The sequence below is a fragment of the Mucilaginibacter ginsenosidivorax genome, from assembly GCF_007971525.1.
Taxonomy (GTDB): domain Bacteria; phylum Bacteroidota; class Bacteroidia; order Sphingobacteriales; family Sphingobacteriaceae; genus Mucilaginibacter; species Mucilaginibacter ginsenosidivorax.
This window is the reverse complement of sequence record NZ_CP042437.1, coordinates 5118829-5135163: the sequence shown is the minus strand read 5'-3', so window position 1 is coordinate 5135163 and position 16335 is coordinate 5118829. Positions and strand designations below refer to the sequence as shown.

Below are 16335 nucleotides of genomic sequence, written 5' to 3'. Positions count from 1 at the left end.
CTATACAAATTAAAACGCTATGGAATCAGTATCTGACCAAACCATAAAGGTTAATACAAACATATACATTATAGGCAATGGCGTTATTGCCAAGGCTTTGGCCGTGGCCCTAACCCTAAGGGGTAAACAGGTTACCATCCTGCGCGGCAGTGTTGATGATCAGCCGACCAGCCGCGAATTGCTGGAGATAGAAACGGATAATAATACCCTGCAGGCCGAAGTAACCATCAGCACCCTAAATAATCATACCCGGCTTGATGGGCTTATTTTGTTAACCAACAAATCATTCGGCAACCGGGAACTGGCCGAAAAGCTCAAATTCAAAGCCAAACATTCACCTATCGTATTCCTTCAAAACGGCCTTCATATTGAAGATAGTTTTATCGGTGCGGGCTTTACCGAATTATACCGGTGTGTACTATTTGTAACCAGCCAATCGGTATCAACTAATAAAGTAAGGTTCAGGCCGGTTGCATCATCACCCATAGGGGTTATTATAAGCTCATTTGATAACCTGGATGCTATTGTTGATGAGCTGAATACCGATGTGTTTTCGTTTAGGGCCGAGCCGAATATCCAGACGGTGATCTGGAAAAAAGCGATCAGTAATTGCGTGTTTAATTCCATATGCCCACTGCTTGAGATTGATAATGGAGTATTTCACCGTAATGGGGCGGCCTTACAGATAGCCAAAACTGTAATTGCTGAATGCGTTGCGGTAGCCAACCAAAACAACATCCGGCTAACGGAGCATGATGTGCTGGAAAATGTGCTTACAATAAGTAACATGTCCGACGGGCAAAAGATATCTACCTACCAGGATATACTCAACAAACGGGAAACGGAGATTGAAACGCTGAATTTTGCAGTAGCCAAAGTAGCGCAGCTGTCTGGCAGCATTAAAGTTCCGGTTACTACTTTATTAGGGCAAATGACAAAACTTAAGTCGGAGCTGTTCAGGATGTAGGGCCTGCCCTATCAACCGGCAAATAGCCGATATCGCTTTGGTTTGAATTTCATAAATTAGTCAATAGCTTTACATCATGAGCAAAACTAAAATTACAACCCAGCCCTTTAGTGATTTTATCCCCGCTTTAAAAATAACCGACCAGTTTACCGTATATGAACGTAAAGAATTTGCGCGCAAAACGGTACCGTATAACCGCAGGGATTTTTATAAGGTATCGCTCACGTTAAGTACCGGCAAATTGTACTATGCAGACAAAGCCGTTAACATAGACAGGCCTGCCTTAATATTTTCTAACCCGAGGGTGCCTTATGCCTGGGAAGGCATTTGCGAATCTCAGGAGGGTTTCTTTTGTTTATTTAGCGAAGATTTTTTAAGAGGAAATAACCGCGATTTAAACCTGCAGGATACGCCGCTGTTTAAAATTGGTACCGACCCGGTTTTCTTTGTCGACCATGCACAGCTTGTTTATATCAGCGGGATATTTCAAAATATGCTCCGGGAGTTTAACTCAGACTATGTTTATAAATTAGACCTGTTACGTAACCATCTGAATTTGTTACTGCACGAGGCCCTTAAAATGCAGCCATCGGTTAACTATTTTAAGCCGCAAAATGCATTAGTGCGTGTAGCATCCCTTTTTTTGGAATTATTAGAGCGGCAATTCCCGGTTGATACGCCGCAGTACCAGTTAAAATTGCGTACCGCTAATGATTACGCCCTGCATTTATCCGTACACGTCAATTACCTGAATCGCGCTGTAAAAGAAGTAACCGGCAAAACAACAACGGAGCATTTAACAGAACGGATGGTGATGGAAGCCAAAGCGCTGTTACTGCATACCGATTGGAGCATTAATGACATTGCTTACAGCCTGGGTTACGAGTACCCTACTTATTTCAATAATTTTTTCAAAAAGCAAACCGGGGTAACGCCAAGCTCATTAAGGCAGCCAAATTTGGTTTGAATTTCTTAGTTTCCGGTTTGATAACCTTTAACACTCGCCCTTAATAAGTGGCGACCTTTGTATGATCAAAACAAAAAATAATGGATCATATTAAAGGAAAAGTAATTGTAATTACCGGCGCAAGCAGCGGCATAGGGCATGCAACCGCCCTGTTGCTTGCCCAAAAAGGCGCCATTGTTGTACTTGGCGCACGCAACGTTGATAAGCTTGAGCAACTGGCCAGCCAAATAAAAGCCGAAGGAGGCCAGGCCATGTATGCAGCTATTGATGTAACCCAACGGCAACACCTGGAAAAACTTGTAGCGCTGGCACTTGCCACCTACGGCAAGCTGGATGTGCTTATAAACAATGCAGGCATTGCGCCCATCTCGCTGCTGGATGAATTACAGGTTGAGGATTGGGATATGATGATAGACGTTAACATTAAAGGCGTGTTATACGGTATAGCGGCGGCGCTGCCTGTTTTTCGTAAACAAGGCTTTGGCCATATTATAAATACAGCCTCCACAGCCGCGCTAAAAGTTACGCCTGCGGCGGCTGTTTACTCCGGGACAAAATTTGCCGTGCGCGCCATCTCGGAGGGATTACGCCAGGAAGCCGGCCCCAATTTGCGTGTCACCATAATTACGCCGGGCATCATAAAAACCAATCTTGTTGATTCGATAGCCAGCCCCGGCATCAAAGCGCAAATAGCCGAAGCGATGGATAACATCGCCATCTCGCCGGATGCCATTGCGCGGGCCATGGCCTACGCCATAGAGCAGCCTGCCGATGTTGATGTAAGCGAGATTGTGGTGCGTCCTACTGCACAGGTTTAAGATGTTTGTAGCAACTGCTGAAAATTAAAGCATGTTATGAAAAGGGTGGTTTACAAAACCATCCCTTTTTATTACCTTCCATTGTGAAAACTTTACCTAAGCTAAAGCCCCACCTTTTTATCGCAGGTAGATTACTGATAGTAGTAAGCACCGCGCTGATGGTTAACGCCTGCGGAAGCAGATCACCAAAAGATGCTGTTAGTGCCGATACAACAGGGGTAAGAAAAACCCTCGACTCCTTATACATGGCGTTTGGTTTCCCGCCTGGAGGCCAGCCGGCCTGGGATGTTATGCGCAGGCTTTCGTTACCGGGGGCTGTTTTTGTATCTGCGCCAGCTACCGGGATTATACGCGGCGGCACAGGTATCGAATCATTTATAGCCGATTATAAATCGTATATCTCTAACTCGCCTATTCAAAAAACCGGCTATACCGAACAAATTTTGAACACGGCCATTATAAGGGTTAATACCGTAGCGTATGCAACTGTTACTTTTAAGGCCCGCGTGCCCAACGAAGGTCATAAACGTAAGCCGGGTATAGATAACATTCAGCTTTTGCTGAATAATGGCCGGTGGCAAATAGTAGCTTTTACCACGCAGGCCGAATCGGAGATTGAAAAATAATTGCCTGGATGCCTTTGATGCCTTTTCTGTTTCAGCGTCGCCTCAAATAAATCAAACTATTACCTATCTTCCGTGTTGAAAAGCCGAGGGTTAAGCAATGAAATTTAAACACATCCACTTTATTATCAACCCGGCATCAGGTAAGGAAGAGCCTATACTCACCTACATTAACCAGGTTTTTGATGGCAGTGCTACCAAATGGGACGTATCTGTTACCCAGCGCCACAAAAATCCCGGTGATATTGCAAAAAAACTTATCGGCAAAACCGAATTAATTGTGGTGTATGGCGGCGATGGATCTGTAACAGATACGGCCCGCACTTTACACGGAACGGATACACCTATGGCCATTATTCCTGGCGGCACGGCCAACGTTATGGCCAAACAGCTGCAAATTCCGTTGGATAGCATTTCTGCTCTTGAACTCATAAAAAGCCACCACAAATTAAAAGCTGTTGATATGGGGCTGGTAAACGACCATCCTTTTTTATTAAGAGTTAACCTGGGTATTATGGCCGATATGATTTTGCAGGCCGACCGGGGGCTGAAAGATACCATTGGCCAGCTGGCATACGGTTATACTGCTATTAAAACCCTGGTAAATGCCAACCCGGTAAAATACAAGCTGAAAATAGATGGTAAGGAGATAGAAGAAACGGCCGTTTCGCTTACAATAACCAATTCGGGCAATATTGGCGTTGCCGGTTTAGATATGCTGCCCGGCATCAGCATAACTGATGGCTTGCTGGATGTAATACTGATGGGCGATAACGATTTAAGCTCGGTATTAAAAATAGCAGGCAACACCTTACTGCAAAACCAAACCGAAGTTTTAAAGCATTGGCGGTGCAAAAACATAGTTATACAAATGGATGCCGAACAGGCTTTTATACGTGATGATTGCGAACAACAGGCAAAAAAGTTAACCATTAAAGTTGTACCGGCAGCTATCAATATAGTTGTGCCGCGTTAAAAACAGCAAAACAATATGCTTGCAAAAATTAAAAGTATTTTAAAAGTGGTTTATTTATCGGCCCAAATGGCTTATGATAATGCATACCGCATAATAACCGGCCTTCCTCAGCTTAAGCGCTGCCAGATAACTGCCAACCTGTACTTAGGCAGCCAATATAATTTGGTGGGTTTGCGCAAACTAAAATCTTTGGGGGTTACAGCAATTATAAACATGCGGATGCATTCTATTTACACCGGCGCCCAATACAAGGGCTTCCATTACCTGCATTTGCCCACGCCCGATAATACCCCACCGCCGCTTGATGTGTTAAAAGAAGGAGCCAACTTTGCCGATGCAGCCATAAAAAACGGCGGCAAGGTATACATCCATTGCCGCCAGGGCCTTGGCCGCGGCCCAACCATGACTATTGCCTATTTGCTTAAAACAGGTTTAACTTTTGATGATGCCCTTGCGATGGTGAAAAAGGTGCGCACATTTATTAACCCACGCAAAAGCCAGGTTGAAGTACTGAAGCAACTGGAACAATTTTACCAGGAGCACCCGGCAGAACAAAGCATTATTTAGATACCACAGCCCAGCGAGACTGTCATTGTGAGTATACCTCAGGTAAAATCGTTGACGAGCATTTGAGGTAAACGAATGTTCTAACCTACCGTCATTGCGAGTAACTACCAGGATAATCCTGGAAAAAACAGTATTGACATCGCTGCAAATGGGGCTGTTGTAGAGAAGCATAATTGCGTCTCCTGCAGGATATTCAGGATTTGCAAGGCCGATTGCAAGATCAATTTGCATATGTGATTTGCACACGGGAGACGCAATTATGCGTCTCTACGTTGAAATTTTAAAAAAGCATTGTTGATAATCAACAACTTACATTCATGTCGTTATAAGGTACAAAGCAATCCCGAACTATGTGAGACTTAGCATGTAGAGGATTGCTTCGCACCTCGCAATGACGACTATTTAATATTGGCAATCAGATACTTGCAAACAAACTCTCACAGCTCAAGACTCCCGACTCCAAACTATCTTTACTTATCCGCATTAATAACTATTTTCTTTTCTTTTAACCCTGCCGAAGTTGCTGTTAGAGTGATTAGCCCGGCATGGCTTCCGTCTGATTGGATGATAACCTGGGCCAGGCCATTGAACAGCTTTCTTTTCCAGGCTGCAGCCGGGGCTTTAAACTGAATTACGCCGGGGTCCTGGTTAGGGTTATCCCAGGGGTGTATTTTTTTGATGGGCAAGGCAACAATAACAATGCTGTTTTTTCCCGCCTTTAAAAAGGCCTTGCTGATGTTAAACACATCCTGGTCTTTATGATAATCAACATTGGCAGCCAGCAAATGACCATTAAAATATATCGATTGCTTACGACCGATACTTTTGTAAAAAAAGGAGAGAGGACTCTGTGTTAAATCATCGGTTAAATTAATACTGCCGCGATAAACCCAGGCTTTTACGCTGGTATCGCTGATATTGGTAAACGCTTTTTTCCAACTGCTATCATCAAAGTTTTCGGCTGTCTCGCTTTTGCGAATGGTATCTGGTACCGGCAACTCTTTCAATGCTTCTATGGGCATATTTACTATAGTTTCCAGGTACTTATCGGGCTCAAGCGAAGTTGGGTTGCCGTTGCCTACGCCGATGATCCTGCCGGGGCCTTCAATTTTAAAACTTATTTCATTGCCGGCATCGGGTACAGCCAGTCCTTTTTTATCAAGCAGGCTAACCTTAATTACAGCTACATCCTGCGCATCCGCTTTCAGTGTATTTTTATGGGCTTCAAGGGAGATGGCTTGCGGGGTACCGGTAGTTTGCACGGTTTCGGTCAATACCTGTTTGCCGCCGGTATAGCCAATGGCCTTTAGCGTTCCGGGGCTGTACGGAATCGTCCATTCCAGGTGCCCGTTTTTGGCCATTGCTTTTTTGCCCTGGGTTTTGCCGTTTAAAAACAGTTCTACTTCATCGCAATTACTGTATGCCCAAACATTTATGGGCTGGCCCTCTTTACCTTTCCAGTTCCAGTGCGGCAACAGGTGCAGCACCGGTTTATTGCCCCACCAGGCCTGCAGGTACCAGGCATCATCCTTAGCAAAACCGCACTGATCGAGCATCCCAAAGTACGACCCGATTGATGGCCATCCATAAGGCGTAGGCTCGCCCCGGTAATCAAATCCCGTCCAGATAAACATACCTGCCAAAAATGGTCGTTTGGCATAATAATTCCAACCCTCTTCAATGCTGTAGGCATTGGGCCTTGGCTTGGCATCGTAAGCAGATTTATAATGGAGCGAATCGTTGGTGAAGTAAATCCCACGGGTAGCAAAGGTCGACCCTTCCTCGGTACCCCAACCCTTTTGCTGCGGAAATTTCTGGTGTTGCGCGTCGGGGTTTTCCTGTGCTATGTAGTTAAAGCCTATTAAATCCATCACACCCGATAAACCCTGGCCCCAGCCACCGCTAAACGCCGCCGTAACCGCACGGGTGGTATCCAGGCTTTTTACAAAGGACTGCATGGTGGTTGCAATGCGTGCACCTGTCTCCGAGTTTTCTATCCCCCACTCCTCGTTCCCTACCGACCAACTGATCACGCTTGGATGATTGCGGTCGCGGTCAATCATTTTTTTCAGGTTACCCAGGTGGTACTCATCTATGCCCATCAGCCGGTTTTCGTCAATCACCAGCATGCCCAAGCTATCGCAGGCATCCAGCAATTGGGGCGTAGGCGGGTTGTGCGAGCAGCGGTAAGCGTTACTGCCCATCTGCTTCAAGCTGGCAATCCTGAAATATTGCAGTTCGTCGGGTATGGCTGTACCCACTCCCGCATGCTCCTGGTGGTTATTGGTACCTTTTATCTCCAGCCGCTTACCATTCAGGTAAAAGCCGGTGTTGGCATCAAAACGCAGGGTACGTATGCCAAAGCGTGTTACATATTCATCAACAGGCACATCATTTACCAAAATGGTGGTAACCAAACGGTGCAGGTACGGCGTATCAACCGACCATAATTTAGGATGCGCTATGTCCAGCTGGCTGCTATACTCCCCCGTTTTAAAAGGTTGCAGGGCATGGCCGTCAGTTTGTTTGGTGGCCAGTAAATGGCCTTGGCGGTCGTAAACTTTTTGTACAATGGCAAAATTATCTGCCCCGATATCGTAATTGCTTATATCGGTTTTAATGGTTAATTGCGCCTTGCCGTTACCAACGGTGCTGCTCACAAATGTACCGTTGGCAGCAATATGCAGTGGCGATGTTTTATTGAGCCACACATGCCTGTAAATGCCGGCCCCTTCATAAAACCAGCCCTCTTCCATGGTGGCATCTACCCTTACCGCTATAGTATTATCGCCGCCGTAATTTAAAAGCTGCGTGATATCATATTCAAAACCATTATAGCCGCTTAACTCGGTACCCAGGTAATGCCCGTTTACCCAAACGGTGGAGTTGCGGAAAACGCCATCAAATGCAATGGTGATATGGCGGCCATAGTCCTGCTGTGGAATGGTAAACTTTTTACGATACCAGCCCACGCTGCTTTCCGGAAAATTCCGGCCCAGGGCTTTAAAACCATGACTATAGCTTCCTTTTTCGCTAAAACCAAGTTCGGCGGCCCAATCGTGCGGCAAATCAAGCTTGCGCCAGGGTCTGTCGTCAAAATCAGCGGCGGCAGCACCATCGCCATAGCCAGCTTTGGCAAAATAAGAGAAATAGCCGGTGCCGTTGTTAAAATCTTTAGCGGCATCAAACGGATGGCCATAGGCAAACCGCCAGCCTGTATCTATACAAATATGGGCCCTCGATTTTTGCCCGCTACCAGCCGTTTGTGCTGATACAATTAAAGGGCAAACAAATAACAATAACAAAAGGCGCAACGTTTTCATATATATTGGATAAGCACTGATTTTAATTGGGATTATAATATGCCCCTAAAAATAAATGTTAAAAACACAGCTATCTAAAAAAACAGCTCCTGTGAAAGTATTTGAGCACATTTTGGTAAAATAGTATCGATAGGAAACCTAAATGCTAAAGCTTAAAGCTGCAATATTAATTTAATGCGCAGCCTCAGGGGTTTAAGATTGTTGAATACTGTAAACCGGTGGCCTGGCTGTATTCCGTTTTATGATATCGCGTGCTTCAAGGTCAAGCTTCACGGTTTCGCCGTACCAGTGGGCGTTGCCCGCAAAGGTGACATGCACCTTATCATGCAGCGCCTGCATCAGCTGTGTATGAGTTAGGCTTTGCTCCTGTAAAATTTGCAATATGGCCGCTTTAATCACTTCATACTTTTCGGTCGAGATAATTTTGTTTTGTTTTTCCTTATCGGGGTGTAGGGTTTGTATCCTGGCTTCTTTCATATTATCTGGTGATGTGATAGTTGTGCTATAATGAATTCCATGACGATTAAAGTTAAAAAAATACAGCATAACCTTAAGTTCGCCGCGTAAATTACCTGGTTACAGGGAAACTACAACGCAGGCGGTTATCAGCCATTACTCAGTTAGCCATCAATAAGCGTGCAGTATTTCATAATCCAACATAAAACCTATATTTGACTACAGCACCGTACTTATAGCCTTAACACCATGAAACAAAAAAATACTTTTTATTTAGCAACTGCTCTTGTTATAGGGTTATTTGCCTTTAAAATAGCCGACAGTACCCTGTTTGAATTTGCCTACCCCAAAAGAAACGGCACCACGTTTACCCTGGCAAGCAGCCGGTTTAAAAAATTCAAAAAAGAATGGCGCGGTACCGATTACTACTATTACGCCGAACAGGACGGTTTTATTTGTTCGGTTTTGTATTACAAACTTAATGACGATGAAAAATTGCAACTGGTTGATGCGCTAAAAGTGGCCATTGGCGGCCCTGATATCAGCTCGGCTTATCCGTTTGCTTATTTTTCAAACTACTCCAAACTAAAAGCCATGGAGCGCAATAATGAGGACTGGGGCGCCCCAACCGACGATTTCATGTACCGGCAAAATAATGTGGTGATGGATGGCGCCAACTTTGCACAAAAAAATATGTATGGCTATGCCATGTTAGGTAAAGATCTGTTTGTAAATGTACACCTGTCAAAAGTAGCCTGCAGCAGTGCCGATTCGGTAGAGATGAGGGCGATTTTAACATCGCTTACCGTAAAGAAATAAACTACATGAACGTATAACCCGCCGACAATCTTAACTATTAAAGTTTAATGAAATATCTGTTAGCGATATTCTTCGTCTTCGTTTTTGTCAACTTTTGTGTTGGCCAGCAATTGGGTACAAAAGCCGAAAACACCTTAAAACAAGCCAGGTTTATTGATTTATATAAAATGGAGCGCGATACGCATGACTGCCTCGATTCAAAAGATCCACCAATTATTGCCAACAATAAGGTTGATTCTTGTTTTCATAAGGTAAAGGCATTAAGCGTTGCGGACATAAACACGCTAAGGGAAATTTTACTGAACAAGAACTCTTATCAAAGGCCCCGCTTTGAAGATTGCTTTGCCTCGGAATTTGGCGTAGTTATATTTAATGAAAAACATGTAATAACAGGTTTTATAACGTTTAGTTTAGGCTGCAACAACATGGATATGAGCGACGCTAATAAAATGTTGACTATAACAAATAAAGCAAAAAGAAGATTACGAAAAATAATCCATTGATTGAATTAACGGGACAGTTAACTCTATTATCAACTTAAAGAAGGGCAAAACCGGGTAGCCGCCTTGCTTAACCTCATATAAACAAATTACCCGGTTAATGGCAATCATCAGCCACAGATCAATAGCCTGTACTAAAGGCATTTTTGGTACTTTATTTCACCTCAGGTGTTAAAAACTGATAACGAATTTATCGCTAACAATTCACCTGCACAACTGCATACTTAGCCTTCTGTAAAAACACGCAGCTACCAATCCCCCTTTCCAAGCTACTTTCCCAAACATCTTTTTACCACTATACGGAGTACTCTAATTTAAAGTAGGTTATTTATCGACATCTGAAAACCACGGGAATTAAAGCGCCGTATTTCATAATAGAAATGTAAAATTTCGCTATAAATCATATTCAAGATACTTAAAATCAAAAGCCCATCCTCATGAAAAAAAGCACCGTAAAAAAAATTGTCATATATGGTTTATCAACCTTCGTGTTCCTGTTTTTTGTACTGGCCATCCACATTTACTTTGTTTACCGGCCGGCGCCCGATGCCTTTACCAAAGTTATGGCCCGCATTGATATTAAACAGCCAATAACACCCGGTGATGCCAATAACATTGCCGGCTGGATGTACAAGCAAAAGGGAATTGACCATGTAATGGTTAACCCGGAATCGAACACGGTTATTTTTACTTTTTTCCCGGTTAAAACCAACGGTACGCAGGTAGTTGATAACCTTAAAAAAGCATTTAACCTGAAAGCCGACCGCTACATGCCCGATGCTCAGAGCTTAAAAAGCGGCTGCCCGGTAGCCAAATCATCATACACCTATAAAATTTACAAGCTAATAACCCAGGTAATCTAATCTTTAAAAAACATGAAAAAACTAAACTCATCTATGTTAATCGCGCTATTTGTTAGTGCAATGTTCACGCTGCAGGCTTGCAGCAGTAATTCGTCGGTAACACCGGTAAAAGCAACTTTATATGATTCGTTAGGCGGGTCGGTAATGGTATCTGACCCGGCAAAACCAGGTACCACCATCGAAAAAGGCCGCTTAGGCATCCGCTCGGTTATTGATAGTACCATATTTGTTATTGCCGGTGATAGCAGGATAAACGGCCATTTTACTGTGCTGCTATCAGAAGTAACTAAAGGCAACCTATCGGGTTTTACCGAGCTGAGCGGTAACCTCACTACTTTTGTAGCTGTTGCCACAGGCGCAAAAAACTTCACTTACACTGGTGACAACATGGTTGACGCCCACGACCCGGCAAAAAATCCGCGCATGAATGGTAAAGCTACCGCTGCCGATTTCGACGCCTTTGTTGACGATGTTGTTAAAGGTGCTAATAAAAATAAACTGCCATCAAACCTAATAGGTTCACTGGGCAAAATTATTGTGAGCCTGAAAGCACAAGTGGTACAAAAATAATTTTTTTTGATCAGGGAGGGTGAAGGTCCGCAGGGTAACTTGCGGGCCTTGTTTATTTAAACTGGCCCATTTTATCATCAAAAATAGATTGGCCAACTTTACACGTCGCGGTGTTAGTTTCTATACAATGAGTTTAATTAGTCCTTTTTAATGTAGCCGCCAAATGTTGGCCTTCGTACACAAAATGCAGTGCTATGCTATCGGCATACAGTTTGCCGGTGTGCGGGGCGTTGCCATTGGGCACAGGTACGTTAAACGAAAAATCGTCGCCGTTTATCATGCCGTCGGTAATAATCACCTCGCCGGCCGGGGTTAACGCGGTACCGGTAAGTTTGCCACTATCCACTTTAAAATTGTAACCAAGCTGAAAGGGCTTGTTCCCCGGCAATGTAACCGGCCCTGCCCATTTGCCTGTAAGGCTGTTTATTGCAGCAAAACAAACGCTAAATATCAGCACAAATGCTATGGTTACGGGGGCTATTTTTTTCATCGCGAGAAATTTTGTTAACTGGTATACAAATTGGGCGGCAATTAGTTTTATTTTTTGATTTGGGGAGGGGTCTGAACTCGAATTAAACGAATTTTCAGAATTTCTCGAATTGGCTTTTTTAAATTCTGTTAATTCTTTAATTCCGTAAATTCCAGTTCAGACAATTGCGTTAGGGACAAAAGTGGATACCGGCCTGCGCGATGGCCATGAGCGCAGGCAGCGCCTAACGCCCTGTGCGCGTATGAACGGATGGCCCGGCCGCAGGCAACACCCAAAACAACTCAAAAGCGTTTCGTAAATAAAAACAAAGTCCCGGTTTCTTTCAAAAACCGGGACTTTAAATATTTTAATCAAAAGTTCCCCCTTCAGGGGGTTAGGGGGCCGGGCTTACGCTTCAAACTTATACCCTACGCCTTTAACAGTTGCAACTACTTCATCACCAAGTTTTTCGCGCAGTTTGCGGATATGAACGTCGATGGTACGGTTGGTTACTACTACCGAGTCTTCCCAAATGTTTTTCAGGATCACCTCGCGGGTGTATACCTTACCGGGTTTCGAGGCCAGCAGGTATAGCAGTTCAAACTCTTTTTTGGCCAACACCACTTTAACACCTTTTTGGTAAACCAGGTAAGCTTCGCGGTCGATAACCAGGTCGCCAATTTCAAGTTTGTTGTCTGGTGTTTCTTCGGTTGGCGAGTTGCGGCGCAAAATGGCGTTTATACGGCTTACCAGGGCACGGGGCTTAATGGGTTTGGCTATATAATCGTCGGCGCCTACGTTAAAGCCTGCAATTTCTGAATATTCTTCGCTGCGGGCTGTTAAAAACACCATAAAGGTATTTTTAAACTCGGGCATGGTACGCATAATGCGGCAAGCCTCGATGCCATCCATTTTAGGCATCATAATGTCGAGTACAATAAGATCAGGTAGTGATTTCTTGGCTTCGGCTACGGCTTCCTGGCCATTGCGGGCCAAAAACACCTGATAGCCTTCTTTTTTCAGGTTGTATTCAATCAACTCTAAAATATCCGGTTCATCATCAACAATAAGAATTTTCTGTTTTGGAGAGCTGCTCATGATGCGTTAATTTTTTTGTATAAAAGTATACACTTTACAACATCACAAAGTTACCCAAATATTAACAAATTGTTAATGGTTACCTTTTGTTAACGATAAATTGAACCTATTTGAACGTTTTGGTTAAAAAAGCTTCCAAATCGGCGCCGGTAATATTTTTGGCAACGATGTTTCCGGCCGGGTCGATGATGAAATTTGATGGGATAGCCTCGATATTGTACAGCCTTTCTGTTGGCCCTTCAAAGCTGTTTAAATCCGATCCGTGAGCCCATTCCAGCTTATCATCGTTAATAGCTTTTTGCCACGCAGCTTTATCCTTATCTAACGATACGCCTAAAATATTAAAGCCTTTTGAATGGAATGCGGTATATTGTTTTACCACGTTAGGGTTTTCCTGGCGGCAAGGCGCGCACCATGATGCCCAAAAATCAATCATTACATATTTGCCTTTATAATCGGCCAGGCTTACCTGTTTGCCATCTATACCGGTGGTTGTAAAATCGGGTGCTTTATGACCAATGGATACAGGCTTAATTTTGTTCATCTGTTTGACGAACGACTGCACCGCAGGGTTATCTTTAAAATTATCTTTAATATCATCGGCATAGGCCACCAGCTGCGGTTCAAACTTATACACATCTAATGATGTTGCACCATAAAATGCCGCCAGCGACGATTTGTTATCATTAACAAACTTTAAAACAGCAGCGCCATAATCGGCCACGTTTTTTTGGAAGGTAGGCATATAAACTTTCAGCAATGAATCTGATTGTTTGCCCAGGGCCTGTGATTTTTCCTGGTACTCGGCTACAAGCTTTGAATTCTTCTCGCCGTAAAAATTACTGATCTTGTTAAACTCTTTTATCTTGTCCGAATCATCAGAGCCTTTGATGATATACGTGTGCGAGGCATCTTTGCTGTCGGTTTCAAAATCAATATCATCGCCGTTTTTTGCAATCAGGTCGTAAACGTTGTTTGCCGCTGCCGATTGATCGCCTCCGCCCGCGCCGCCTATCCGCAGCTTGTATAAATTGGCATAAGGGGCCACGTGTTTAAATTTGAATTTACCATCTTCGCTCAGCGTGGTTGAGTCTACCACTTTAAGCTGGCTGCTATCGGCCTCAATTAAATAAACCAGCTTTATACTGCCTGGATTTTTAATGGTACCGCTAATGGTAAACTGCGAATTATCTTTACATGAATAAACAAATGCAGTTAAAAACAGCAAACTGTAAACTGCCAGATTTTTTAATTTCATTACTACTTTACTTCTAATTCCTTAATCAATAACTGGTTTGTTTTCTGCGGATCTATTTTGCCTTTCGACAGCTTCATAATCTCGCCCATAAACAAGCCCAACACGCCTTTTTTCCCCTTTTGGTATTCTTTTACCTTATCCGGAAACTTGGCAATGGCGGCCTTAATAAACTGGTTTACATCGTCATTATCCGCGCTGATTAACAGGTTAAGCTCCTGGGCCAGTTCATCGGCTTTTTTGCCTGGTTCTTTAACCATAGCTGGGAATAACTTGTGCGAAGCTACAGAATTATTTATCACGCCCGCGTCAATTAGTTTAATGAGGCCTGCAAGGTTGGCCGGGGTAACAGCAAAGTTACTGATGGCTACGTCATGATCATTCAGGTATGATTTTACAGCGCCCATAATCCAGTTGGCTGCTGCTTTATAATGGTCGGTAGCTTTTATCAGCTCTTCAAAATAATGGGCCACATCCTTATCGGCAGTAATAACCGATGCATCATAGGCCGACAAGCCCAGGTCAAGGTATTTATGATAAAGCTGGCTGGGCAGTGCCGGCAAACTTTTACGGATGTTATCAACGTATTGCTCGGTAAGTGCCAAAGGCATTAAATCCGGCTCGGGGAAATAGCGGTAATCGTTGGCCATTTCCTTGCTACGCAACACCGATGTTTCGCCGGTATCGGCATTAAAATTAAGCGTGTTTTGATCGATATAGCCACCGGCTTCAATAACAGCTACCTGGCGGGCAAACTCGTGCTCAATGGCGCGCTGTACGTTACGGATAGAGTTGAGGTTTTTTACCTCGCAACGGTTACCATATTCGGTAGCACCACGCAAGCGGACGGAGATATTGGCATCGCAGCGCATGCTGCCCTCTTCCATATTGCCATCGCAAATATCAAGGTAACGCAGTATTTTACGGGTTTCGGTCAAAAACTGGCCGGCCTCTTCGGCGCTGCGCATATCGGGCTGGGTAACAATTTCCAGCAGGGGCACACCGGCACGGTTAAGGTCGATAAGCGAATCGGCATGGTGCTGGTCGTGCATACTTTTGCCCGCATCCTCTTCCATGTGGATATGGTGTATGGCAAGTTTTTTTTCGGTACCATCGGCCAGTTTTACAGGTACATAACCACCCAGACATATGGGTGCATGATCCTGCGTTATCTGGTAACCTTTGGGCAAATCGGCGTAGAAATAATTTTTACGGGCGAAACTGTTATTCAGGTTGATACTACAATTACAGGCCAGGCCCATTTTAACGGCATACTCCACCGCGCGTTTATTTAAAAAAGGCAAAGTACCCGGGTGCCCCAACGATATAGCACTGACATGCTGATTAGGCCCGGCACCAAAAGCGGCAGAATCGGCCGAGAAAACCTTACTTAAAGTGGATAGCTGGGCATGTACCTCGAGGCCTACAACCAATTCGTACTTTTCACCTATCCCGTTTGCGAGAACTGTCATAAAAATAAATTCAGCTGTGATTTGCTGATTGTAAGGTCAAATATATAAAAGTTAATACAGTATAGGTAGGTTTTGGGGTTTAATAGGGGCTAAAAAATATTAAGCAGGTGTGATTGGTAGGGTAATTAGTAGTAAGTATCGAGTAGTAAGTATTAAGATTTTGGGGATATGGGTTGGTCTGAATCAGAATTTTCAGAATTTAAGAATTGGCAGAATGTTTTCTGAACCGGGATTTATCAGATTAAAGGATTACATGATTTTAACTACAATTTTTCAAATCCCTCTCGTTTTCCCAAAAATGCCAGCAGAACAGCTTCGGGCGAAACCTGGCAGGGGTGATTAACTCTTTGCTCACTCACTCTTCGACTTCACAAACTTTTTTTTAGATTGCAACTAAACAAATAAAAGCGATGGTAAAAACGAGAGAAATCGTTTATGGGATATTTTATGGAGTATTCATTTTACTCTGTATTTTTTCAGGGCAATTGTTTGGGTACAAAAGCTCTCATACACCACCGTTACCATTTATAGCAGAACTTTTGGTATTGCCTATTGGCTTTTTGCTTTTGCTAATTGATGTAATGAGACACCG

General features: G+C 43.8%; 16 protein-coding genes. 10 read left to right on the top strand and 6 right to left on the bottom strand.

Features of this window, described 5'->3' with window-relative positions:
- The first annotated feature begins 19 nt into the window (after positions 1-19).
- From FSB76_RS21630 to FSB76_RS21605, 6 genes are all read left to right on the top strand, one after another.
- Positions 20-967, top strand: a complete 948-nt coding sequence (locus tag FSB76_RS21630; protein WP_147057030.1) for a ketopantoate reductase family protein — start codon at positions 20-22, stop codon at positions 965-967.
- Positions 968-1043: 76 nt separating this feature from the next.
- Positions 1044-1934 carry a helix-turn-helix domain-containing protein gene (locus FSB76_RS21625; RefSeq protein WP_147057028.1) on the top strand — a complete coding sequence of 297 codons (891 nt, stop codon included), beginning with the start codon at positions 1044-1046 and terminating at the stop codon, positions 1932-1934.
- Between the two features lie 80 nt (positions 1935-2014).
- Positions 2015-2752 carry an SDR family oxidoreductase gene (locus tag FSB76_RS21620; RefSeq protein ID WP_147057025.1) on the top strand — a complete coding sequence of 246 codons (738 nt, stop codon included), beginning with the start codon at positions 2015-2017 and terminating at the stop codon, positions 2750-2752.
- Between the two features lie 83 nt (positions 2753-2835).
- Positions 2836-3378 (top strand): hypothetical protein, encoded by a 543-nt coding sequence (locus FSB76_RS21615; RefSeq protein WP_147057023.1) that lies wholly within the window; start codon positions 2836-2838, stop codon positions 3376-3378.
- 97 nt (positions 3379-3475) lie between these two features.
- Positions 3476-4351, top strand: a complete 876-nt coding sequence (locus tag FSB76_RS21610; protein WP_147057021.1) for a diacylglycerol/lipid kinase family protein — start codon at positions 3476-3478, stop codon at positions 4349-4351.
- Between the two features lie 15 nt (positions 4352-4366).
- A complete protein-coding gene (locus FSB76_RS21605) occupies positions 4367-4918 on the top strand; it encodes a dual specificity protein phosphatase family protein (protein WP_147057020.1) in 552 nt (183 codons plus the stop codon).
- Positions 4919-5388: 470 nt separating this feature from the next.
- Here the strand turns inward: FSB76_RS21605 and galA are convergent, their stop codons facing one another.
- Both galA and FSB76_RS21595 read right to left on the bottom strand, forming a co-directional pair.
- Positions 5389-8241, bottom strand: coding sequence for a beta-galactosidase GalA (gene galA / locus FSB76_RS21600; RefSeq protein ID WP_147057017.1), 2853 nt, complete (start codon positions 8239-8241; stop codon positions 5389-5391).
- 192 nt (positions 8242-8433) lie between these two features.
- Positions 8434-8718: a DUF6958 family protein gene (locus tag FSB76_RS21595; protein ID WP_147057015.1), complete on the bottom strand. Its 285-nt coding sequence runs from the start codon at positions 8716-8718 to the stop codon at positions 8434-8436.
- A gap of 228 nt (positions 8719-8946) precedes the next feature.
- On the opposite strand from FSB76_RS21595, the gene FSB76_RS21590 reads away from it, so the two are divergent.
- The 4 genes from FSB76_RS21590 to FSB76_RS21575 all read left to right on the top strand — a co-directional run bounded on the left by FSB76_RS21590 (position 8947) and on the right by FSB76_RS21575 (position 11449).
- Complete coding sequence (locus FSB76_RS21590; RefSeq protein WP_147057013.1) at positions 8947-9516, top strand: hypothetical protein; 570 nt, start codon at positions 8947-8949, stop codon at positions 9514-9516.
- Between the two features lie 47 nt (positions 9517-9563).
- Positions 9564-10019, top strand: coding sequence for a hypothetical protein (locus tag FSB76_RS21585; protein WP_147057011.1), 456 nt, complete (start codon positions 9564-9566; stop codon positions 10017-10019).
- Between the two features lie 434 nt (positions 10020-10453).
- Positions 10454-10879, top strand: coding sequence for a hypothetical protein (locus tag FSB76_RS21580; protein ID WP_147057010.1), 426 nt, complete (start codon positions 10454-10456; stop codon positions 10877-10879).
- A 12-nt stretch (positions 10880-10891) separates the two neighbouring features.
- Positions 10892-11449: a globin family protein gene (locus FSB76_RS21575; protein ID WP_147057008.1), complete on the top strand. Its 558-nt coding sequence runs from the start codon at positions 10892-10894 to the stop codon at positions 11447-11449.
- A gap of 133 nt (positions 11450-11582) precedes the next feature.
- On the opposite strand, the gene FSB76_RS21570 is transcribed toward FSB76_RS21575, so the two are convergent.
- The 4 genes from FSB76_RS21570 to gatB all read right to left on the bottom strand — a co-directional run bounded on the left by FSB76_RS21570 (position 11583) and on the right by gatB (position 15743).
- Positions 11583-11939 carry a glycoside hydrolase gene (locus FSB76_RS21570; protein ID WP_147057006.1) on the bottom strand — a complete coding sequence of 119 codons (357 nt, stop codon included), beginning with the start codon at positions 11937-11939 and terminating at the stop codon, positions 11583-11585.
- 387 nt (positions 11940-12326) lie between these two features.
- A complete protein-coding gene (locus tag FSB76_RS21565; RefSeq protein ID WP_147057003.1) occupies positions 12327-13016 on the bottom strand; it encodes a response regulator transcription factor in 690 nt (229 codons plus the stop codon).
- 106 nt (positions 13017-13122) lie between these two features.
- The gene (locus tag FSB76_RS21560) at positions 13123-14274 is read right to left on the bottom strand and encodes a redoxin domain-containing protein (protein WP_147057001.1); all 1152 of its coding nucleotides are present in this window, start codon (positions 14272-14274) and stop codon (positions 13123-13125) included.
- Between the two features lie 2 nt (positions 14275-14276).
- On the bottom strand, positions 14277-15743 hold the full coding sequence (gene gatB, locus FSB76_RS21555) for an Asp-tRNA(Asn)/Glu-tRNA(Gln) amidotransferase subunit GatB (protein ID WP_147056999.1): 1467 nt from the start codon (positions 15741-15743) through the stop codon (positions 14277-14279).
- Positions 15744-16335: the final 592 nt, after the last annotated feature.